The organism is Billgrantia tianxiuensis, from assembly GCF_009834345.1.
Lineage (GTDB): Bacteria > Pseudomonadota > Gammaproteobacteria > Pseudomonadales > Halomonadaceae > Halomonas > Halomonas tianxiuensis.
Genome location: NZ_CP035042.1, coordinates 1,828,614 through 1,849,328 on the forward strand (window position 1 = coordinate 1,828,614; position 20,715 = coordinate 1,849,328).

Consider the following 20,715-nt stretch of genomic DNA (forward strand, 5'->3'; position numbering starts at 1 on the left):
GGTTGACGCTTACGTCAACGGCATCTAAGCAGTAAGAGTCCAACAACAAGCACAATCCGGCACAAGAGGGCAGTCAATGAGCACGCCAACCCTTCCTGCGTATTCCACCTACTACGAGCGTTTCTCCATCGACGAGGTCATTGGTCGCCTCGATGACCACGGCGATGGCAAGTTCAATGCCTATGAGTCCTGCTGCGGCCGCCATCTACGTGCAGGCCGGGGTGAAGTGTTGGCGTTGGTCCACGAGGATACCCAAGGCAACGTGAACCGGCTCACCTACGCCGAGCTCGAGGCACAGAGTGCTCGGCTGGCCGGCTGGTTCGCCGAGCGTGGCCTCGGCGTCGGCGACCGCATCGCCTGCATGCTGCCACGCTCTCCCGAGCTGCTGGTCGCGGTGCTGGCTACCTGGCGTATCGGGGCGGTTTATCAGCCCTTGTTTACTGCCTTCGGCCCCGATGCCGTCGACTACCGCCTGGGCCGGGCCGACACCAAGCTGGTGATCACCGATCACGCCAACCGCTTCAAGTTCGACGGCCTCTCCCAGTGCCCACCGGTGCTGGCCGTGGGCGGGCCGAGTGAAGGGCACGACGCCGACCTCGACTGGAGCGAGGCGCTGTCCTATTCGCCGATCCAGGCCAATCCGCCGCGGCTCTCTCCGGAGGCGCCGTTCCTGCAGATGTTCACCTCGGGCACCGTAGGCAAGCCCAAGGGGGTGGCGGTGCCGCTCTCCGGCATGCCGGCCTTCGCACTCTACATGGAGCTGGCCATCGACCTGCGCGAGAGCGACCGCTTCTGGAACATGGCCGATCCCGGCTGGGCCTACGGGCTCTACTACGCCATTGCCGGACCGCTGCTGCTGGGTGTGACCACGCACTTCTGCGAGGCGGGCTTCAGCGCCGAAGGAGCGCTGGCGTTCATGCAGCGTCACCGCATCACCAACTTTGCCGCCGCGCCCACCGCTTATCGCCTGATGAAGGCCTCGGGCCTGTTCGATAGCGCCCACGAGAGCCTTGAGCTGCGCGTGGCCAGCTCCGCCGGCGAGCCGCTCAACACCGAAGTGGTAACCTGGGTCGAACGCTCGCTGGGCTGCCCGGTGATGGATCACTACGGCCAGACCGAGACCGGCATGACCTGCTGCAACCATCATGCCCTGGAACATCCCAAGCACGTCGGCGCCATGGGCGTGCCGATGCCCGGATACCGCTTGGCCATTCTTGACGCCGAGTACAACGAGCTGCCCCCGGGTGAGCCCGGTGTGCTGGCGGTGGACATCGAGCGTTCGCCGGCTCACTTCTTCCAGGGCTACACCTGGCAGGAGAAGCATCCCTTCGCCAAGGGTTACTACCTGACCGGCGACGTGGTGATTCGCAACGAGGACGGCACCTTCCAGTTCGCCGGCCGCGACGACGACATCATTACTACGGCCGGTTACCGGGTCGGGCCCACCGACGTGGAGAACACCGTGCTGACCCATCCGGCTGTGGCGGAGTCCGCCGCGGTAGGTCAGCCCGATGAGATCCGCGGCGAAATCATCAAATCCTATGTGGTGCTGCGCGAGGGCTTCGAGGCGAGCGACGAGCTGGCCGATGAGATTCGTCAGCGCGTGCGCGAGCGGCTCTCCACTCACGCCTTCCGCGGGTGATTGAGTTCGTCGACGCCCTGCCCAAGACACCCAGCGGCAAGATACAGCGCTTCAAGCTGCGCGCCGATGCCGCCGAGAAGGCCGAGGCAGCCAAATGAACCGGGAGACAACCCAATGCAAGTGAAGGACCGTACCTTTCTGATCACCGGCGCCGCCTCCGGACTGGGAGCGGCCACGGCCGAGCGGCTCGTTGCCGGCGGCGGCCGGGTGGTGCTCTGCGACTTGAGCGAGGCAGTCGAGGCCCACGCCGAAAAACTCGGTGAGGCCGCCCGCGCGGTACGTGGCGATGTCACCTCGGCGGCCGACATGCAGGCGGCAGTGGACGCCGCCGTCGCCCTGGGCGGGGAAGGGGGGCTGGCCGGCGTGGTGCACTGCGCCGGGGTGGTCAGCGTGGCCAAGCTGGTCGATCGGGAAGGTAATCCTGCCGATCTCGATGCCTATGCGCGTACCGTGCAGATCAACCTGGTAGGCACCTTCAACGTGATGCGGCTGGCTGCCGCAGCCATGGCGAAGAATGTGCCGAGCGACGACGGTGAGCGCGGCATCATCGTCAATACCGCCTCCATCGCCGCCTTCGACGGCCAGGTGGGCCAATGTGCCTACAGCGCCTCCAAGGCCGGGGTGGTGGGCATGAGCTTGCCGGCTGCACGGGAGCTGTCGCGCCATGGTATCCGGGTGATGGCAATCGCCCCCGGCGTGTTCCAGACGCCGATGATGAGCGAGATTCCCGACGAGGCCGCCAAGGCCCTGGCCGCCTCGGTGCCGTTCCCCAAGCGCTTGGGGGAGCCCGACGAGTTCGCTCGCCTGGCCGAACAGATCATCACCAACACCATGCTCAATGGTGAAGTGATCCGCCTCGATGGCGGTATTCGCATGCAGTGAGCGTTGGTAGTGGCGCCTTGGCAGGTACTGGCTGGCGCGCTAGCGTAGGGCGCATGAGATATTACAGGGGAGCGCTACATGGCCAGCCAGGAGTCCGGCTCCGATCTTCGGCTCGACAATCAGCTCTGTTTCACGCTGTACACGACGTCGCTGCTGATGACCAAGTTCTACAAGCCCCTGCTGCAGGGGCTTGGCCTCACCTATCCGCAGTATCTGGTATTGCTCGCCTTGTGGCAGCAGGACGGTCAGAGTGCCGGTGCCATCAGCCGCCGCCTGATGACCGACACCGGCTCGCTCACCCCCGTGTTCAAGCGTCTCGAGGCCGATGGTCTGCTCCGGCGGGTGCGCAGCCGCCGCGACGAACGGGTCGTCGAGCTGTTCCTCACCGAGCAGGGGTGGGCATTGCAGACACGCGCTCAGGAGATCCCTGACTGCGTGATCATGGCCAGCGGCCAACCGCCCGAAGAGGTCGCCGAGCTCAAGGCGCGACTGGAAGCGCTGCGTGAGCGACTGCTGGAGTCCATGCCCTGACCTACGTCGTCTTCTTTAGGGAAGGCTGAAGCCAGGCTGGCGCCATCCTGTAAGAGAAACTCTCTTTTACTCACTCCCATGCACTATTATGCCAATTGCTTTGTGCGCCAGATTATTTTGCACATTTATTTCGTGCGCTTCTTATCGAGAGATTTCGGGATTGGCGTGGTGGAGCCGCTAGGCCGACAGGAAGGAAAAAGATTAAAACGAGCGCTTGACTCAGCGCCTCTTGCAAGCTAGTTTCAAACACATGTTTGAAAGCGGCCGATGCCACTTTCCCACGCCCGGCTTCAGGCGACCTTTTCGGCGACCTTTCTGGAGAGTAGAGATGCCCGATTATCAGGCCCCCCTGCGCGATCTTCGTTTCGTGATGGACGAAATGCTGGACTATCCGGCTCATTACGCCCGCCTGCCGGGTGGTGAAGAGGCGACGCCAGACGTGGTAGCCGCCATTCTCGAGGAGGGCGCTCGCTTCGCTCGCGAGGTGCTGCTGCCGCTGAACCAGAGCGGCGACCAGGAAGGGTGCTTGCTGGAAGGAGGCGAGGTAAAGGCACCCAAGGGGTTCAGGGAGGCCTACCAGCAGTACGTCGAAGGCGGTTGGCCGAGCCTGGCGGCGGAGCCCGCTCACGGTGGCCAGGGGCTGCCGCACTCGCTGGCCATGGTGCTGAACGAGATGGTGTGCTCCACCAACCTGGCCTGGGGCATGTATCCCGGCCTGTCCCATGGCGCCGCCGACGCGCTGCGTCATCATGGCACCGAAGAGCAGCAAGCCACCTACCTCACCAAGCTGGTGGAAGGCGTGTGGACCGGTACCATGTGTCTCACCGAGCCGCATTGCGGCACCGACCTGGGATTGATCAAGACCCGTGCCGTACCCACCGCCGACGGCGCCTACGAGATCACTGGCACCAAGATCTTCATCTCCGCCGGTGAGCACGACCTGGCCGAGAACATCGTCCACCTGGTGCTGGCCAAGCTCCCCGATGCGCCCGAGGGTTCCAAGGGCATCTCGCTGTTCGTGGTCCCCAAGTTTCTGCCCGACGCCGAAGGCAACCCGGGCGAGCGCAACGGCGTGGCCTGTGGCTCGCTGGAGCACAAGATGGGCATCCACGGCAACGCCACCTGTGTGATGAACTTCGATGCCGCTCGCGGCTTCCTCGTTGGCCCGCCCAACAAGGGGCTGGCCTGCATGTTCACCATGATGAATGCCGCGCGCCTGGGCGTGGGCATTCAGGGACTGGGCCTGACCGAGGCGAGCTTCCAGAACGCGCTGGCCTATGCTCGCGATCGCCTGCAGATGCGTGCTCTCTCCGGCCCGCAGGCGCCCGAGAAGCCTGCCGACCCGATCATCGTGCATCCCGACGTGCGGCGCATGCTGCTGACCCAGAAGGCTTTTGCTGAGGGTGGACGAATGCTGGTGCTATACACCGCCCAATTGCTTGATATCGTCGAGCATGGCCAGGACGCCGCCGAGCGCGAGCGCGCCGAAACTCTGCTGGGGCTGCTGACGCCGATCGTCAAGGCGTTCCTCACCGAGGTGGGTTTCGAGGCCACCAACGAGGGTGTGCAGGTATTCGGCGGCCACGGTTTCATCCAGGAGTGGGGCATGGAGCAGCTGGTGCGCGATTCGCGTATCACGCGCCTTTATGAAGGCACCACCGGCATCCAGGCCCTCGACCTGCTGGGCCGCAAGGTGCTGATGAGCCAGGGCGAGAGCCTCAAGGTCTTCACCAAGGAGATCCACAAGTTCTGCAAGGCCGAAGAGGGCAATGCCGAGATGGCCGAATTCGTCGCGCCGCTGGCCAAGCTCAACGCCGAGTGGGGCGAGCTGACCATGGGCATCGGCATGAAGGCCATGAACGACCGCGAGGAAGTCGGAGCCGCCAGCGTCGACTACCTGATGTACTCCGGCTACGTGACGCTGGCTTATTTCTTCGCCCGGGCCGCCAAGCAGGCTCGGGAAGTTCTGGCGGCAGGCAGCGACGAAGCGGCCTTCTACGAGGCCAAGGTCAAGACGGCACGCTTCTACTTCCAGCGTTTGTTGCCGCGTACCCGCGCCCACGCCCAGTGCATTCAGGCCGGCGCCGAGCCGCTGATGGCACTGTCGGCGGAGGAGTTCGGTCTCGGCTTCGAGATCTGATCGATACCAGGCATCTCTCTCGGTCAGTGCGACTGATCGGTGTTTCGCGGCGGGCTGTGCCCGCCGCTTTTTTTCGTCCTCGTGATGCCGCGTGCCTTGTCGAGGGCGGCTCAGTCACACAACGTGGCCAGCACAATCTCGCTTGCCACCTCGAAACCCGAGGGCAGCTCGGCAGTAGGATCGAGTAGCCAGGCAGCGAGGTCCTGCTCAGTGCGTTCACGCCGGCTGTAGCGTGTGAGCATGTGATAGCCGTCGGGATAGAACGCCAGGCGTATCGCTTCGTCGTTCGGCAGGCGTTCCAGCAGGGCGCAGTAGGCTTCGGCGGGGATGACCTGATCCTCGTCGCCGTAGAGCACCAGCGCGGGCGGAGGGAGCCGTTCGGCCGCTTCGAGGGCCAGGCTCATGGTGTGGGTCAGGCCATCGAGAGTATCGAGGCGGGCGCTGCGCAGAATCAGCGGATCGCTGGCCAGCAGCCGTTTGATCTCTTCGTCGTCGGTCGGCTCGATGCCCAGGCGGCGGGTGGTGCGTACCGAGAAGGTGGCCTGGGGCATCAGACGCACGCCCAGCCATAATCCAAGCCGTTGGTACCAGGGCATGGTCTGCTTGCCCCACACCGCGGGTGAAATCAACACGCTGCCATCGACTGGAGGCGCCTCGTCGGCGGCCATGGCAAGTAGCGCCACGGCCGCGCCCATGCTCTTGCCGACGAGGTAGAGCGGTGTGCCGGGATGCCGCTCACGCAGCAGCCTGGCGAGCATGACCACGTCATCGCTCAAGCGTTCGTGGCCGGCCCACAGGCGACGCTGATGCGTGGTGCCGAAGCCGCGCTGGTCATGGGCAAAGACCTCGATGCCGTGCGGGGTGAGGGCGCTGGCCAGGATCTCGAAGCTTCCGGCGTGGTCATTGAAGCCGTGTACCGCCAACACCATCGCTCGTGTCTCGCCCACTGCGGGCCAATGACGCAGCGGCAGGCGATAGCCGTCGTCGGCAATGACCTGATAGGGCGTCAACTGAGGTGTACTCTGAACAGGGCCCGGGGTTTGCCACACCGGACCGGCACAGCCGGCCAGCAGGGGGAGAAGCGCCAGGGCAATGAGACCGATCCGATTCATGCCAGTGCAGGGTAGTCCAGGGCGAGACGAATCCGTTCGGCGTGTTGCGCCACCCAGGCGCGATCGATGGGCCCCCAGTCGGCGATCTCGTACTGCCCGCTGTTATGGCGTTCCCCCGGGGTCGGCTTGAACTCACAGCGAATGTCCAGTTCCTCGAGTGCCTTGAGCGTATCCTGGGCGGTGCGCCGGGGCATGCCGGTGGCTGCGACGATAGCCGGCACGCTGGCAACCCCGCATTCGATCAGGTGGGCAAGGTAAAGGCGACGGTAGAAGCTGGACTGGGTCTTGCTGAGCGCCATGAAGTCTCCGCAGGCGGGTGAGAAGTGGCTGCCATCGATCCGCAGCGTTCTAAGCATAGCGCTGGAGGAAGGCTCTGCTCCAGCCCGGCGCAGTGCGGGTGTCATGGCGGGCGGCCATCTCCTAAAGTGAAAGAGAAGGGCATTGACTCAAGACCGCGCCGGTAGCCGGCTGGCGCCATTCAAGGAGGACGCATGACGGTCAAACAGGTAGACGAGGCAGAGCTGCTGGCTCAGGTGGGGCGCTGCATGTTCGGCGAGCGAGTCGTGATCGAACGCGAAGGCAAGCGCTTCTCGGCACGTATCCAGCATGTGGGAGCCACCGGAGTGAAGGTCGTGCCTGAAACGACGCTAATGGAGCACGAAGGGGAGCCCGGCGATCTCAACGGCGTCACCGTCTCCTATGGTGACATTTGCGAAGTGGAAGTGGATGGCATCACCTATCGCCTGGCGTGAGTCCGCCACCGGTAGCTAGCGTTGGTCGTTGCGCTCGGCATGGGAGGCGAGCCGTTCGAGGGCGCCCTTGAGCCGAGGGTCCTCGACGTCCGCCGCGCAGGCGGAAATCTCGTCGGCAGCTGGCACCGGCAGTGAGCGCACCTGGCGTGGCGGTACCTTGAGCGGCCGCACGGGGCGCACCTTGAGGGTAAAGCTGCTGACAGCGCTGAATTCCGGCAACTGGTGCAGCAGCTCGAGCAGTCTCGGCTGTTCGTAGCGCAGCCAGGTCAGCCATACGGCGCGGTCGGTGAGCAGGGTCAGCTTGCCGTCACGGTATCCCCCCACGAACAGGTGCTCGCGCACCTCTTCCGGGAGGTGCTCGCGCAGGTGCTGCTGCGCCTGGCCGATCAGCCTTGCCGTGCGCATCAGCGGTGCCAGCTCGCCATTGCCGCCCAGCAGGCGAGACATGGGCTGTGCTCGTGAGCGCTTAACCTTTATACTCATGGGCTTGTTTCTCGGCCATTTCAACACACGCCAAGCCTAGCACGCTCGGAGATCAGCGACAGCATGACCGCCGCCCAGCCACAGGATCGTAGCGTCGCCAGCCCGCCGGCTGTGACGTCGCGCTATCGCCAGCGGTCGCGCTGGTGGCTGGCGGGCCTGCTGGTGAGCTGCCTGCTGCCCGCCGGCCTGACCCAGGCGGAGACGCTGCGCCTGGCCGAGCGGGTGGTGCAGACCTGTATTCTCGCTCCAACGCTGATGCGTGCCCGTTGCCGCTACGTGGCGCGCCGACGGGCTTTGCCCCACTGGCCGCGTCGTCGCAAGTTCCCGGCAAGGCGTATCGCGCCGCCGCGCACGGCCCCGCTACCGTGCCGCTGGGCTGCCGCCCATGACGTCCTGACGCGTCGTGGTCCGCCACGCGTGCATCGCGTTCCAGTTCCTATCGAATGCTGCCGGTAGCGGCTGGCTTCCTGCCAGCCTTGCATGGTGCCGGCTGACCGCGACACGCAGACATGGACATTTCATGATCAATACATTGTTACGTAAGGTCGTTGGCTCCAAGAACGACCGCGAAGTCAAGCGCATGCAACGCCAGGTGGCGCAGATCAATACGCTGGAACCGCAGTTCGAAGCGCTCGACGACGCCGCGCTCCAGGCGCGCACCGAGGAGTTCCGCCAGCGCCTGACTGCAGGCGAGAACCTCGATACGCTGTTGCCCGAAGCGTTCGCCACGGTACGCGAGGCCAGTAAGCGCGTCATGAACATGCGTCACTTCGACGTGCAGATGATCGGCGGCATGACGTTGCACCGCGGGCGCATCGCCGAAATGAAGACCGGTGAGGGCAAGACGCTCGTGGCTACCCTGGCGGTCTATCTCAACGCGCTGCCGGGCAACGGCGTCCACGTGGTGACCGTGAACGACTACCTGGCCCGGCGTGATGCCGAGTGGATGCGGCCGCTGTACGAATTCCTCGGCCTTTCCGTCGGTATCATCTACGCCGGCCAGACCGCTGAGGAGAAGCGCGCCGCCTACGCTTGCGACATCACCTACGGCACCAACAACGAGTACGGCTTCGACTATCTGCGCGACAACATGGCCTTCTCGCTGGAGGACAAGGTCCAGCGTGGCCTGAGCTTCGCCATCGTCGACGAGGTGGACTCGATCCTGATCGACGAGGCGCGCACGCCGTTGATCATCTCCGGTGCGGTGGACGAGAACACCGAACTCTATAAGGTGGTCGACCGCCTAGCTGCCCAACTAGAGAAGGGCGAGGTCTCCGAAGACGCCGACGCTCCCGTCAGCGGCGACTTCGTGCTCGAGGAGAAGCACAAGCAGGTCGAGATTACCGAGGCCGGCCACAGCAAGGTCGAGGAGCTGATGCGTGCCGAGGGGCTGTTGGGGGAAGAGGACTCGCTCTACGCCGCCCAGAACCTCAACCTGCTGCACCACATGCATTCCGCGCTGCGCGCCCGCCATCTCTACCATCGTGATGTCGACTATATCGTTGCCAACAACCAGGTAGTGATCGTCGACGAGCATACCGGCCGCACCATGCCGGGGCGGCGCTGGTCCGAGGGCTTGCACCAGGCGGTGGAGGCCAAGGAAGGGGTGCCGGTACAGCGCGAAAGCCAGACGCTGGCATCGACCACCTTCCAGAACTACTTCCGCCTCTACGACAAGCTGGCCGGCATGACTGGCACCGCCGATACCGAGGCCTTCGAATTCCGCCAGATCTATGGCCTGGATGTGGTGGTGATTCCCACCAACCGGCCGCTGATCCGTCGTGATCTCAACGACCTGGTCTACCTCTCGGCAGAGGAGAAGTTCGAAGCGATCATCAACGACGTCAAGGCCGAGACCGAGGCCGGACGGCCAGTGCTGGTGGGTACCGCTTCGATCGAAACCTCCGAGTACCTGGCGGGGCTGATGAAGCAGGAAGGGCTGAGCTTCAACGTGCTCAACGCCAAGCAGCACCAGAGCGAGGCCGAGATCATCGCCCAGGCCGGGCGTCCCGGTGCCATCACCATCGCCACCAACATGGCCGGTCGCGGTACCGATATCGTGCTGGGCGGCAACTGGGAGGCCGAAGCGGCCAAGCTCGAGAACCCCACCGAGGAGCAGATCGAAAAGCTGCGCGAGGAGTGGCGGATTCGCCACGAGGCGGTGCTGGAGGCTGGCGGCCTGCACGTGATTGGCTCCGAGCGCCACGAGTCGCGGCGTATCGACAACCAGCTGCGCGGACGTGCCGGACGCCAGGGTGACCCGGGCTCGACGCGCTTCTTCCTCTCCATGGAAGACAGCCTGATGCGGCTGTTCGGTTCCGACCGCGTGCAGCGCATGATGAAGGCGCTCGGCCTGGAGCGCGGCGAGGCCATCGAACACAAGATGGTCACCAACGCCGTGGAGCGGGCGCAGAAGAAGGTCGAGAGCCGCAACTTCGACATCCGCAAGCAATTGCTCGAGTACGACGACGTGGCCAATGACCAGCGTCGTGTGATCTACGAGCAGCGTAACGAGATCCTGGCCGCCGAGGATGTCTCCGAAAACGTGCTGGGCATACGCGACGAAGTGCTCGATCTCGCCATCAGCGAGTTCGTGCCGCCGCAGAGCCTGCCTGAGCAGTGGGATCTGGCCGGTCTGCAGGAGCACCTCAAGACCGAGTTCAACCTCGAGGCACCGGTAGTGGATTGGTCCGAGCAGGACGAGCGCTTCCACGAAGAGCAACTGCGTGAGCGCCTGCATGAGATGCACCGCGGGATCTATCAGGAGAAAATCGATACGGCGGGTGTCGAGCTGATGCGCCGCTTCGAGAAGCAGATCATGCTGCAGGTGCTCGATACGCGCTGGAAGGAGCATCTACAGTCGATGGACCACCTGCGCCGCGGGATCCATCTGCGCGGCTATGCTCAGAAGAATCCCAAGCAGGAGTACAAGCGCGAGTCCTTCGAGCTGTTCCAGACGCTGCTGACCAACATCAAGGCCGACATCACGCGGATCACCAGCCATGTGCAGGTGCGTCGGCCGGAGGAGGTCGACGAGCTGGAGCGCCAGCGACGCGAGGCGCTGGAGCGCGAGAAGGCGGCGGCTGCAAGTCGCCACGATGCCCCGGAGCTCGCCGAGGGCGAAGCGCAGACCGCTCCGGCGGCGGCCGATGGGCGCCCCGTGCGCCGTGAAGGACCCAAGGTGGGGCGTAACGATCCCTGCCCCTGCGGGTCGGGGAAGAAATACAAGCAGTGCTGCGGCCAACTGAGCTGAGCCGAATACCTGCGCAACGTGTACCTGGTGACTCATCTGAGGCGCCGGGTTCGCACGGTACTTTTGTGCGCTACTTTGTGCACCGGCACTTTCGCGCGGTACTTTCGCGCGGCACTTGCATGCACATGATGCTTAGGCCGTCCTGTTAACTGAGGAGTGAACTTTCCATGGCGGTGGGTGAGACACGTTTTCCGGCCATGCCGGTCATCGAAGGGCTGCGCCTGGGTACTGCCATGGCCGGCATCAAGAAGCCTGGCCGGCGCGACCTGGTGGTGATCGAGATTGCCGAGGGGGCGCGGGTGGCGGGCAGCTTTACCCTCAATGCCTTCTGCGCCGCTCCCGTCACCGTGGCCAAGGAGCACTTGGCAGCCTGTCAGGCGCGTGGCGAGGGGGCTCGCCTGCTGGTGATCAACACCGGCAACGCCAACGCCGGCACCGGCCAGGCCGGCCTGCGCGATGCCCGGGCGACCTGCGCCGAGCTGGCCAGGCTCGCCGGTGTGCCCGAGGATGGCGTGCTGCCGTTCTCTACCGGGGTGATCGGCGAGCCGCTGCCCATGGAGCGGCTGCTGGGTGGCCTGTCGCCGGCACTGGATGCGCTTGGCGCCGACGGCGAAGCGTGGCAGCAGGCAGGGGAGGGTATCCTCACCACCGATACGCGGCCCAAGGGGGCCAGCGTGACGCTGGAGCTGGGTGAGCGGACGGTGACCATCAACGGTATCAGCAAAGGCTCGGGCATGATCAAGCCCAACATGGCGACCATGCTGGCCTTCGTCGCCACCGATGCCGCCATCGAGCAGGAGCTGCTCGATTCGCTGCTGCGCGAGACGGTGAATCGCTCGTTCAACTGCATCACCGTCGATGGCGACACCTCGACCAACGATGCCTGCATGCTGATCGCCACCGGCCGTGGTGCCACGGTCGCCAGCGACGAAGAGATTGCAGTGTTCCGCAACGGGCTGCAGCGGGTCATGACCGAACTGGCCCAGGCGATCGTGCGCGACGGCGAGGGGGCCACCAAGTTCGTCACCTTGCAAGTCCAGGAGGCGGTCAGCCGCGAGGAGGCGTTGGATGTGGCCTTTACCGTGGCGCATTCGCCGCTGGTCAAAACGGCGCTGTTCGCCTCCGATGCCAACTGGGGGCGCATCCTGGCGGCGGTGGGCCGCGCCCCGGTGCGCGACTTCGACGTCGAGCGGGTGATCATCGACCTGGGCGACGTGAGACTGGTGGAAAATGGCGGCAGGGCCGCCGGCTATACCGAAGAGCAGGGCAGTCGCGTGATGCGCGAGTCGGAGATCGTCATTCGAATTGCGCTGGGGCGGGGTGAGGAGAGCGCCACGGTGTGGACCACCGACCTTTCCCACGAGTACGTGAGCATCAACGCGGACTATCGCAGCTAGACTAGCGCTGCTGGACAGGGCCGTAATGCAAGAACATCAGCCCCGCAGCGAGTATGCCGATGCGGGACCAGCGGGTAGGAGTCAATGAACGTAATGGTGAAGAGAAGGGTGCACGTGGCGGCTGCCGCCATCATCAGCAGCGATGGCCAGAAGGCGCTTATCGCCCGCCGCCCCTCCAATGTCGATCATGGCGGCTTGTGGGAGTTTCCCGGGGGCAAGCTGGCACCCTACGAGACCGGCCTGGAAGGTCTCAAGCGTGAACTTCACGAGGAACTCGGGGTGGAGATCAGGCGCGCGCAGCCGCTGATCCGCGTGCACCACGAGTACCCCGACAAGCACATCCTGCTCGATGTCTGGCAGGTACACGAGTTCAGCGGCGAGCCGTTCGGGCGAGAAGGTCAGGCGGTGCGCTGGGTGCCGCTGGATGAGCTGGTCAACTACCCGTTCCCTGCGGCCAACCTGCCGATCCTGCAGGCGGTGATGCTGCCGACCGAATACCTGATCACGGCTGAAGAGTCCGACGAGTCGGTGTTCGATGCCTGTCTCGAGCGGGCGCTGGTGGAGGATGGTGTGCGCCTGGTCCAGCTGCGGGCCAAGACCCTCGACGAAGCCGCTTACCTGGCGCGCGCCGAGCGCGCCCTGGCGCTGTGTCGCCGGCATGGGGCGCGCCTGCTGCTAAACGCCGAGCCGGAACTGCTGAACAGGGTCGATGCCGACGGCATCCATCTGACCAGTGAGCGGCTGATGAGCCTGGAGCGGCGGCCCATAGCCGAGAGCAAATGGCTGGCAGCTTCTACCCACGATCGCAAGCAGCTCGGTCAGGCCGCCCGTATCGGCTGCGACTTCGTCACTTTGTCGCCGCTGCGCACCACGCCGTCGCATCCCGAGGTGGCGCCGATGGGCTGGCATGACTTCCAGCAGCTGGTAGAGCGTGCCGCCATGCCGGTGTTCGCGCTGGGGGGCATGACCCGCTACGATGCCAACCACGCCCGCGCCGTGGGCGCCCAGGGCATCGCCTCGATCCGCGATTTCTGGAAAGCGCCGGACGCCTGAACCCGGCGGTAAACGAAAAAACCCACCGCATGCTTTAGCAGCGGTGGGTTTTTCTTTATCAGCCCGACCCGAAAAGCCTCTGTGTTCTGTGCTTGCGGCTGATCTGGAGCCAAGCCAAAACCTCCTCTCCGGCTTGCCTCCAGCGCCGCTTATGCTGGTACGTGTTTCACGGCTGAATTATTTAATCTCTGTAACGCCGGGTCAGGTCGCCGTAGGCGTCGATACGGCGGTCGCGCAGGTAGGGCCAGATGCGCCGTACGTCCTCGCCGCGGCTCATGTCCAAGGTGACCAGCAGGCGCTCGGCCTTGGTGCCGGCGTGGGCCAGCAGCTCGCCCTGAGGGCCGGCGACGAAGCTGCCGCCCCAGAAGTCGATACCGTCGCCGACGCCGGAGTGATCCGGTTCGTGGCCGACGCGGTTGGCGACGACCACCGGCAGCCCGTTGGCCACCGCATGGCTGCGCTGGATCAGTGTCCAGGCCTCCTTCTGGCGTGACTTCTCGCCGTCGTCGTCGGCGGGGCTCCAGCCGATGGCGGTGGGGTAGAGCAGCACTTCCGCACCGGCCAGTGCCATCAGGCGCGCCGCTTCCGGATACCACTGGTCCCAGCACACCAGGAGTCCCAGCCGGCCCACCGAGGTATCGATGGGTTGGAAGCCCTGCTTGCGGCTGTCGTCCTGATCGCCCGGGGCGAAGTAGAACTTCTCATAGAAGCCCGGATCATCGGGATGTGCATCTTGCGGTACACGCCCACCTGGCCACGGTCACGGTCGTAGACCACGGCGGTATTGTGGTAGAGACCCGGGGCGCGGCGTTCGAACAGCGAGCCCACCAGCACGATGCCGAGTTCGGCCGCAAGCGCCGCCAGGCGTTGGCCGGTGGGGCCGTCCAACGGCTCGGCCAGGTCGAACAGCTCGGTATCCTCGTACTGGCAGAAATAGTGCGTGGCATGCAGTTCCTGCAGCAGTACCAGCTCGGCACCCGCGGCAGCCAGCTCGCGCACGCCGGCCTCGCTCTCGGCCAGGCTCTTGCTCTTGTCGGGCCAGGCTTGTTGCTGGACCAGGCCAACCTTGAGAGTGCGGGTCATGAGGTTTCTCCTTGCTGTGTTGCGGCGTTCAGGCTGCCCCGAGGGAGCTGCATGGTGAGGCAGTGCAGGCTGCCGTGCTGGCGGATCACGCTCAGGCAGTCGATAGGCACGATGTCGCGGTCGGGGAAGGCGGCGGCCAGGGCGGCGAGCGCCCGGCTGTCGGCGGCGTCACCATAGACAGGCACCAGCACCGCGGAGTTCACGATCAGGAAATTGGCGTAGGTGGCCGGCAACCGGTGGCCGTCCACCGGATCGAAGCAGGGACGCGGCCACGGCAGCGGCACCAGGCGATAGGGCTCGCCATCGGCGCGGCGCAATGCCTTGAGCTCGACCTCCATGGCGGCCAGGGCCGGGTAGTGTGGGTCGGCTTCGTCGTCGCAGCGCACGTAGGCGATGGTGGCCGGGTCGCAGAAGCGTGCCAAGGTATCCACGTGGCTGTCGGTATCGTCGCCTTCCAGGTGGCCGTTGGCCAACCACAGCACCCGCTCGACGCCAAAATCAGCTTTGAGCAGGGCTTCCACCGCCTCGCGGTCGAGTTGAGGGTTGCGGTTGGGGTTGAGCAAACAGGCCTCGGTGGTGAGCAGGGTGCCCTCGCCGTCGGTGTCGATGGCACCACCTTCGAGCACGATATCGTGGCTCTCCACCGGGCAGGCATAAGCGCCGAGATCGGCCAGCTTCCTGGTCAGCGCGTTATCGCGCCCGGCCTCGAACTTGCCGCCCCAGCCGGTGAAGACGTAGTCGAGCAGAACGAGGTCGCCGTCGCGCTCGATGGCGATGGGGCCGTGGTCCCGGGCCCAGGTGTCGTCGGCCTCGGCCACTGCGAGGTGCAGACGCGCAGCGGCGACCCCCAGGTTGGCGAAGCGCTGGGCAAGATGCACGCGGGTGGCGGCATCGGGTACCGCGATCAGCACGTTCTGATAACGCGTGATGGCGACCACCATCGCTTCCATAGTGGCCTCGATGCGCTCGAGCAAAGGTGCCCAGTCGCTGGTGGGGCTGGGCCAGGTGAGCTGGACGGCATCCTGGGGTGCCATTCGGGAAGCAGGCGGTTGGCCATGAGCAAAGCCTCTTGAGTCGCGTCTTAGGAAAGCGCTGCACAAATGCCTACGCGAGCGCATCACTGCGTTGCGCGGTGCGCGGAATCCTCACATATACCCCATATGCTCTGGTTCCTGTGCTCCGTGCGCCTTGTGCTTCATCTCGCTCGTCGATTTGTTCAGTGCTTCCTTAAACGGTGCCGGGTAGCGAGTCGGCGCAATGTAGGCGCGCATCGACAATCTTGCAAGTACTGAGCAATCCACATGCAGCCGATGCAGCGCGGCGCAAAAAACCGTACCATGGCCCCCTCTGACAAGGAACGCGATGATGCTCGACCGCCTGCCACTGTTGATCGGGTTGCGCTATGTGCGCGCCAAGCGCCGCAACCACTTCATTTCCTTCATATCTCTGACCTCCATGCTGGGCCTGATGCTGGGCGTGGCGGTACTGATCCTGGTGCTCTCGGTGATGAACGGCTTCGACCACGAGCTGCGCACGCGCATTCTCGGTATGGTGCCGCATACCAAGATCGAGTCGCGCAGCGGCCTGGTCGAATGGGAAGCGCTTGCCGAGAGGTTGATGCAGCGCGAGAGAGTGATCGGTGCCGCACCCTACGTGCAGCAGCAGGGCATGTTCTCCGTGGCTGGGCGTAACGAGGGGGCCATGGTCAACGGTATCCACCCTGAATGGGAGGACCGCGTCTCGATCATCGGCCGTCACATGCAGCGGGGCAGTCTCGACGACTTGCAGCCAGGCGAGTGGAACATCGTGCTGGGCTCGCTGCTGGCGCGCCACCTCGGCGTGGGGGTGGGTGACCGGGTCACGCTGCTGGTGCCCGAGGCCTCGATTACCCCGGCCGGGGTCTTCCCGCGGCTGAAGCGCTTCACGGTGAGCGGCATCTTCAGCGTCGGCGCCGATCTCGATGCCAATCTGGCCTATGCCAACATCGAGGACATGCAGACCCTCGCGCGCCTCGGCGATGCCGTGGGCGGGTTGCGTCTCGAGCTGAACGATCTGTTCGTCGCCGGCTCGGAAACCCGCGCCATCATCAACGAACTGGGCACCGGCTACCGCGGTATCGACTGGACCTTCTCCCATGGCAACCTGTTCCAGGCCATCCAGATGGAGAAGCGCATGATTGCGCTGCTGCTGACGGTGATCATTGCCGTGGCCGCCTTCAACATCGTCTCGACCCTGGTGATGGTGGTCACCGACAAGCACGCCGACATCGCCATCCTGCGCACCATCGGTGCTACGCCACGCTCGATCATGGGCATCTTCGTGGTGCAGGGCCTGGCGATTGGAGTGATCGGCATCGCCATCGGCGTGGGGCTGGGCATCCTGCTGGCGCTGACCGTCTCCGACCTGATCGGTTGGGTGGAGTCGACGCTGGGCATCCAGTTCCTCGATGCCGGGGTCTATTTCATCAGCGACCTGCCGTCACGCCTGCATTGGGATGACGTGCGCGATATCGTTGCCGCTGCCTTCGGCCTGACCTTCCTCTCCACCCTCTATCCCGCCTGGCGCGCCTCACGCGTGCAACCTGCGGAGGTTCTGCGCTATGAGTGATTCGGCTATCGAAAACCAGCAAAGCCCCGTACAGCGTACCGCCAGCGGCAAGGTGATGCTGGCCTGCCGCGACCTGACCCGCGTCTATCGCGAGGGGCCGCAGGACGTCACCGTGCTCGATGGTCTGTCGCTCGAGGTACGGGCGGGAGAGCGTGTCGCCGTGGTGGGCAGTTCGGGGTCAGGCAAGACCACGCTGCTCAACCTGCTGGGAGGGCTCGATCGGCCCACGCGTGGCGAGGTGAGCATCGCCGGTGAATCGTTGTTGGATCTGGGCGAGGCGGCGCTGGGGAAATTCCGTAATCGCCACATCGGCTTCGTCTACCAGTTCCATCATTTGCTGGCGGAGTTCACCGCACTGGAGAACGCTGCGCTGCCGCTGATAGTGCGTGGCCAGCGCAAGAAAGCCGCCGAGGCCAGGGCGCGCGAGCTGCTGGTCAAGGTGGGCATCGAGCACCGGGCCGACCACAAGCCGGGCGAGCTCTCTGGGGGCGAACGTCAGCGCGTGGCCATCGCCCGGGCGTTGGTCACCGACCCCAGTCTGGTGCTGATGGACGAGCCGACCGGTAACCTGGACCAGGCTACCGCGGCCAGCATCCTGGCGCTGATGGATGAACTGGCCCGCACTACCGACTGCGCCTTCGTGGTGGTCACCCACGACCCCTCGCTCGCCGCCCACCAGGATCGGGTGATGAGATTGGACGGGGGCGCCTCACCGAGCAATCCTGAGGCTCGTCACGAGGCGTTCGACATTTCTCCAAGCCCCCGCCCGGGGGCTTAGTCGTCCATGTCGAGGCGCCGCAGACGGCGCCTCATGGCCCGCTGCTTCCAGCTGCGCGAGATGTGCCAGCGCCATAGCAGGCGCACCAGCAGGTTGCCCAGCACGGCAAAGACGATGGCTGAAACCACCGAGCCCAGTGCCAGGGCGGGCAGGATATCGGCCATGCGCTCGGCGACCCAGCGGGTGGAGACGCGGGTGGGAGCTTCGCGAGCCGGGGTGTCCATCAACCAGGCGCCGATGCGGTAGTTGCCATAGAAGATCAGCGGCATGGTCAGGGGATTGGTGATCCACACCAGGCCCACGGACAGCGGTAGGTTGCAGCGCAGCACCCAGGCGCCGAAAGCCGCGACCACCATCTGGAAGGGAATCGGCAGCATGGCGCTGAACAGCCCCACCGAGAAGGCATTCGCCACGGTGCGTCGAGAGAGTACCCAAAGTCCGGGATCGCCAATCAAATGGCCCATGAAACGCAGCGAGCGCTGGCGCCTGAGTGTCTCGGGGTTGGGCATGTAGCGCTGCAGGAATCGGCGCGGCATGTCGGATTGGCTCGCTGCTTCGTGACCCGGGTATTATCCATGGATGGGAGCTGGCCCGCCATGCTGGGCGCAGGATACGGGCCAACGCTAGCAGCCTGTCGGGCTTGAGCGACCGGCTGCCAGGGGCCAGGGCGGGGAGGATAAGGGGGCAAGGGAGTGCGACTGGGCATGGCGATGCCGCTGGCGCTGGCGGCGCTGGTCGGTGTGGGGTTGGGCCACTGGGTTCCTGCCGCGCTATTCGAGGGTTGGGCCTTGTGCCTGCTGTTTCTGCTTGGTCGCGGGCAATGGCGCGCCGCCGGCCTGGCTGTGGCGATCTTCTTTACCTCAAGCCAGGTGCTGCTGGCCAAGGGAGCCGTGCTGCCCGATGGGCTGCTCAGGGCCGATCTTTTCCTGACCGGGCGTATCGAGTCGGTCGAGGATGAGGGGCGGCTCAGCCGGTTGATGGTGCGCGTGGAGTCGTGCAGGCCGTTGGATCTTGCAAGGCTGCCGTGCGATGCGCTGCGTCGGGTACGGCTCAGCTTCTTCCAGGCTCCCGAGATACAGGCGGGCGAACGCTGGGCCATGACCGTGCGGTTGCGGCCACCGGCGGGTTTCGCCAACCCCGGCACCTTCGACTACGGCGCCTGGCTATGGCGCGAGGGGATCCAGGCGACCGGCTATGTCCGTAGCGAGCCCGCCGCCGAGCGGCTGGAGACGGCGCCGATGTCGTTGCGCCAACGTGCGCTTGGCTATCTCGACGAACAGGAGCTCTCTCCGCAGACCCGACGCTGGCTGGCTGCCTTGACCCTGGGAGCGGGGGACCGGCTTGCGCGCGATGACTGGGATCTGCTCAATGCCAGCGGTACGACCCATCTGGTGGTGATTTCAGGATTGCACGTGGGGCTGGTGGCGGCCTTTGCGCTGCTGATGGGGCGCGGGCTGGCGAGGCTGGTCATGCCGCGCCGATGGCGCATGACGGTATGGCCGTGGTGGCTGGCCGGCGTCGCGGCCGTGGGCTACGCCTGGTTGGCGGGTCTGCAGCCGCCGGCCATGCGCGCCATGATCATGACCCTGGTGGGACTGTGGGTGGCCAGCGGTCGCCATGCGCCCGGCCCCTGGCAGGCGTGGTGGCTGGCCTTGGGTCTGGTGGTGCTGGTCGACCCGCTGTCGGCGTGGCGCCCGGGGCTGTGGCTGTCGTTCCTGGCCGTGGCGCTGCTGATCCTCATCTGGCAGGGGCGGGTTCGGCCGCGAGGCCTGCTCGGCTGGGGATGGGGGCTGCTGCGTACCCAAGTATTGCTCGCTCCATTGATGGCCGCTGCCGTGCTGCTGGCGTTCGCTCGGCTGGCCCCGGCGGCGCCGCTGGTCAATCTGGTGGCGGTGCCACTGGTCAGCACGGTGCTGGTGCCCTTGGGATTGCTGGGCTGGCTACTGACTCCCGTGCCGCTGCTCGGTACGTTGTGCTGGTGGCTGTTCGAGCGTATCACGCAGTTGCTGGTGGGGCTGCTCGAATTGGCCGTCGACAACTTGCCGCTGTGGTGGCCTTCGCCGGAACAGGTCGTGCCGCTGGCGCTGATGCTCGGTCTCGTGGCGCTGCTGTGGTCGCTACCTGGCCTGGTCAGGGCGCTGCGGGTGGGAGCCACGTTGCTGCTGATACCTGCCATGTTGGGTCTGTCCACGCCTGTGCCCGAGCCCGGTACGCTGCGGATCAGGGTTCAGGACGTCGGTCAGGGGCAGCTGATCGAATTGCGCAGTGCCAGCTATCGGCTGCTCTATGATACCGGGCCGCGCTTTGCATCCGGCTTCGCTCCGCTGAGTTCGCTGTGGCCGGCAGGCCAGTATTTCGACGATGTCATGGTCAGTCATGACGATCTCGACCATGCCGGCGGTGTCACCGTGCTGGACGAGCGGCATACGGTGGGACGGTTCCTGGCGCCACCCGGTGAGTCGATAGGCGTGCCTGTCGACAGCTGCCTGCGCGGGCAGGCGTGGCAGCGAGACGGCGTCTCCTATCGCGTGTTGTGGCCGCCCGAGGAGACGGCGGAGCTCTCGAGCAACGACCGCTCCTGTGTTCTGGAGGTGACGGTCGGTAATGACCGGCTGCTGATCACCGGAGACGTCGGGCGCGAGATCGAGCGTTTGTTCCTGCTTGACGTGGAGTTGCCGGTCACCCTGCTGGTGGCGGGGCATCACGGCAGTCGCAGCAGTTCGGGGCCGCAGCTGGTGCAGGCGCTGGCTCCGCAAACCGTGGTTTACAGTGCTGCCCGACACAGTGCCTTCGGCCATCCCCACGACGAGGTGGTACGACGTTTTCGTCGTGCCGGCAGCTGTCAGTGGAGTACCGCGCTGGACGGTGCCGTGACCTTATGGATGGGCCGTGCCGAGGGGCTTGCGCTGCACGCTGCGCGAGACATGCCCTGGCGCCGTGGCGGTGTCGAAGGTAGATGCCATGCGGTAGAATCGCGCCATTGATCGCGACGGTCGTTGCGT

Annotated in this window: 15 protein-coding genes and 3 pseudogenes; 12 read left to right on the forward strand and 6 right to left on the reverse strand. The window is 65.3% G+C overall.

What is annotated here, in order from left to right; genetic code table 11:
* The first annotated feature begins 76 nt into the window (after positions 1-76).
* From EKK97_RS08500 to EKK97_RS08515, 4 genes and pseudogenes are all read left to right on the forward strand, one after another.
* Positions 77-1,740, forward strand: a pseudogene (locus tag EKK97_RS08500) (AMP-binding protein).
* A 16-nt stretch (positions 1,741-1,756) separates the two neighbouring features.
* Positions 1,757-2,524, forward strand: a complete 768-nt coding sequence (locus EKK97_RS08505) for an SDR family NAD(P)-dependent oxidoreductase (RefSeq protein WP_159551099.1) — start codon at positions 1,757-1,759, stop codon at positions 2,522-2,524.
* A 78-nt stretch (positions 2,525-2,602) separates the two neighbouring features.
* Positions 2,603-3,055: a MarR family winged helix-turn-helix transcriptional regulator gene (locus EKK97_RS08510; RefSeq protein ID WP_159551101.1), complete on the forward strand. Its 453-nt coding sequence runs from the start codon at positions 2,603-2,605 to the stop codon at positions 3,053-3,055.
* A 328-nt stretch (positions 3,056-3,383) separates the two neighbouring features.
* A complete protein-coding gene (locus tag EKK97_RS08515; protein WP_159551103.1) occupies positions 3,384-5,195 on the forward strand; it encodes an acyl-CoA dehydrogenase C-terminal domain-containing protein in 1,812 nt (603 codons plus the stop codon).
* Between the two features lie 110 nt (positions 5,196-5,305).
* Here EKK97_RS08515 and EKK97_RS08520 read toward each other — a convergent pair whose 3' ends face one another.
* Both EKK97_RS08520 and EKK97_RS08525 read right to left on the reverse strand, forming a co-directional pair.
* Positions 5,306-6,307 carry an alpha/beta fold hydrolase gene (locus tag EKK97_RS08520; protein WP_159551105.1) on the reverse strand — a complete coding sequence of 334 codons (1,002 nt, stop codon included), beginning with the start codon at positions 6,305-6,307 and terminating at the stop codon, positions 5,306-5,308.
* Positions 6,304-6,606: a winged helix-turn-helix domain-containing protein gene (locus EKK97_RS08525; protein ID WP_159551107.1), complete on the reverse strand. Its 303-nt coding sequence runs from the start codon at positions 6,604-6,606 to the stop codon at positions 6,304-6,306. The genes EKK97_RS08520 and EKK97_RS08525 overlap by 4 nt, the downstream gene beginning before the upstream one ends.
* A 192-nt stretch (positions 6,607-6,798) precedes the next feature.
* Here EKK97_RS08525 and EKK97_RS08530 point away from each other — a divergent pair, with 192 nt between their 5' ends.
* Positions 6,799-7,059 (forward strand): hypothetical protein, encoded by a 261-nt coding sequence (locus EKK97_RS08530; protein ID WP_159551109.1) that lies wholly within the window; start codon positions 6,799-6,801, stop codon positions 7,057-7,059.
* 15 nt (positions 7,060-7,074) lie between these two features.
* Here EKK97_RS08530 and EKK97_RS08535 read toward each other — a convergent pair whose 3' ends face one another.
* Positions 7,075-7,506 (reverse strand): DUF721 domain-containing protein, encoded by a 432-nt coding sequence (locus EKK97_RS08535; protein ID WP_159551111.1) that lies wholly within the window; start codon positions 7,504-7,506, stop codon positions 7,075-7,077.
* 99 nt (positions 7,507-7,605) lie between these two features.
* Here EKK97_RS08535 and EKK97_RS08540 point away from each other — a divergent pair, with 99 nt between their 5' ends.
* The 4 genes from EKK97_RS08540 (at position 7,606) to EKK97_RS08555 (ending at position 13,245) form a co-directional block, all read left to right on the forward strand.
* Positions 7,606-7,998 (forward strand): hypothetical protein, encoded by a 393-nt coding sequence (locus tag EKK97_RS08540; protein WP_159551113.1) that lies wholly within the window; start codon positions 7,606-7,608, stop codon positions 7,996-7,998.
* A gap of 64 nt (positions 7,999-8,062) precedes the next feature.
* Positions 8,063-10,795 (forward strand): preprotein translocase subunit SecA, encoded by a 2,733-nt coding sequence (gene secA / locus EKK97_RS08545; RefSeq protein WP_159551115.1) that lies wholly within the window; start codon positions 8,063-8,065, stop codon positions 10,793-10,795.
* 167 nt (positions 10,796-10,962) lie between these two features.
* Positions 10,963-12,192 (forward strand): bifunctional glutamate N-acetyltransferase/amino-acid acetyltransferase ArgJ, encoded by a 1,230-nt coding sequence (gene argJ, locus EKK97_RS08550; RefSeq protein WP_159551117.1) that lies wholly within the window; start codon positions 10,963-10,965, stop codon positions 12,190-12,192.
* Between the two features lie 93 nt (positions 12,193-12,285).
* Positions 12,286-13,245, forward strand: coding sequence for a Nudix family hydrolase (locus EKK97_RS08555; RefSeq protein WP_159551119.1), 960 nt, complete (start codon positions 12,286-12,288; stop codon positions 13,243-13,245).
* Positions 13,246-13,426: 181 nt separating this feature from the next.
* Here EKK97_RS08555 and EKK97_RS08560 read toward each other — a convergent pair.
* Together EKK97_RS08560 and EKK97_RS08565 are read right to left on the reverse strand one after the other, a co-directional pair.
* Positions 13,427-14,328, reverse strand: a pseudogene (locus EKK97_RS08560) (carbon-nitrogen hydrolase).
* Positions 14,325-15,385: pseudogene (locus EKK97_RS08565) on the reverse strand (agmatine deiminase family protein). Before EKK97_RS08565 ends, EKK97_RS08560 begins: the two co-directional pseudogenes overlap by 4 nt.
* A gap of 308 nt (positions 15,386-15,693) precedes the next feature.
* Here EKK97_RS08565 and EKK97_RS08570 point away from each other — a divergent pair.
* Positions 15,694-16,935 (forward strand): lipoprotein-releasing ABC transporter permease subunit, encoded by a 1,242-nt coding sequence (locus EKK97_RS08570; protein WP_159551123.1) that lies wholly within the window; start codon positions 15,694-15,696, stop codon positions 16,933-16,935.
* Complete coding sequence (locus EKK97_RS08575) at positions 16,928-17,713, forward strand: ABC transporter ATP-binding protein (RefSeq protein WP_236551409.1); 786 nt, start codon at positions 16,928-16,930, stop codon at positions 17,711-17,713. Before EKK97_RS08570 ends, EKK97_RS08575 begins: the two co-directional genes overlap by 8 nt.
* Here EKK97_RS08575 and EKK97_RS08580 read toward each other — a convergent pair.
* Positions 17,710-18,249 (reverse strand): DUF2062 domain-containing protein, encoded by a 540-nt coding sequence (locus EKK97_RS08580; protein ID WP_159551125.1) that lies wholly within the window; start codon positions 18,247-18,249, stop codon positions 17,710-17,712. The two genes, EKK97_RS08575 and EKK97_RS08580, sit on opposite strands and share 4 nt — an antisense overlap.
* Positions 18,250-18,417: 168 nt before the next feature.
* Here EKK97_RS08580 and EKK97_RS08585 point away from each other — a divergent pair, with 168 nt between their 5' ends.
* Positions 18,418-20,697 (forward strand): DNA internalization-related competence protein ComEC/Rec2, encoded by a 2,280-nt coding sequence (locus EKK97_RS08585; RefSeq protein WP_159551127.1) that lies wholly within the window; start codon positions 18,418-18,420, stop codon positions 20,695-20,697.
* Positions 20,698-20,715 lie beyond the last annotated feature (18 nt).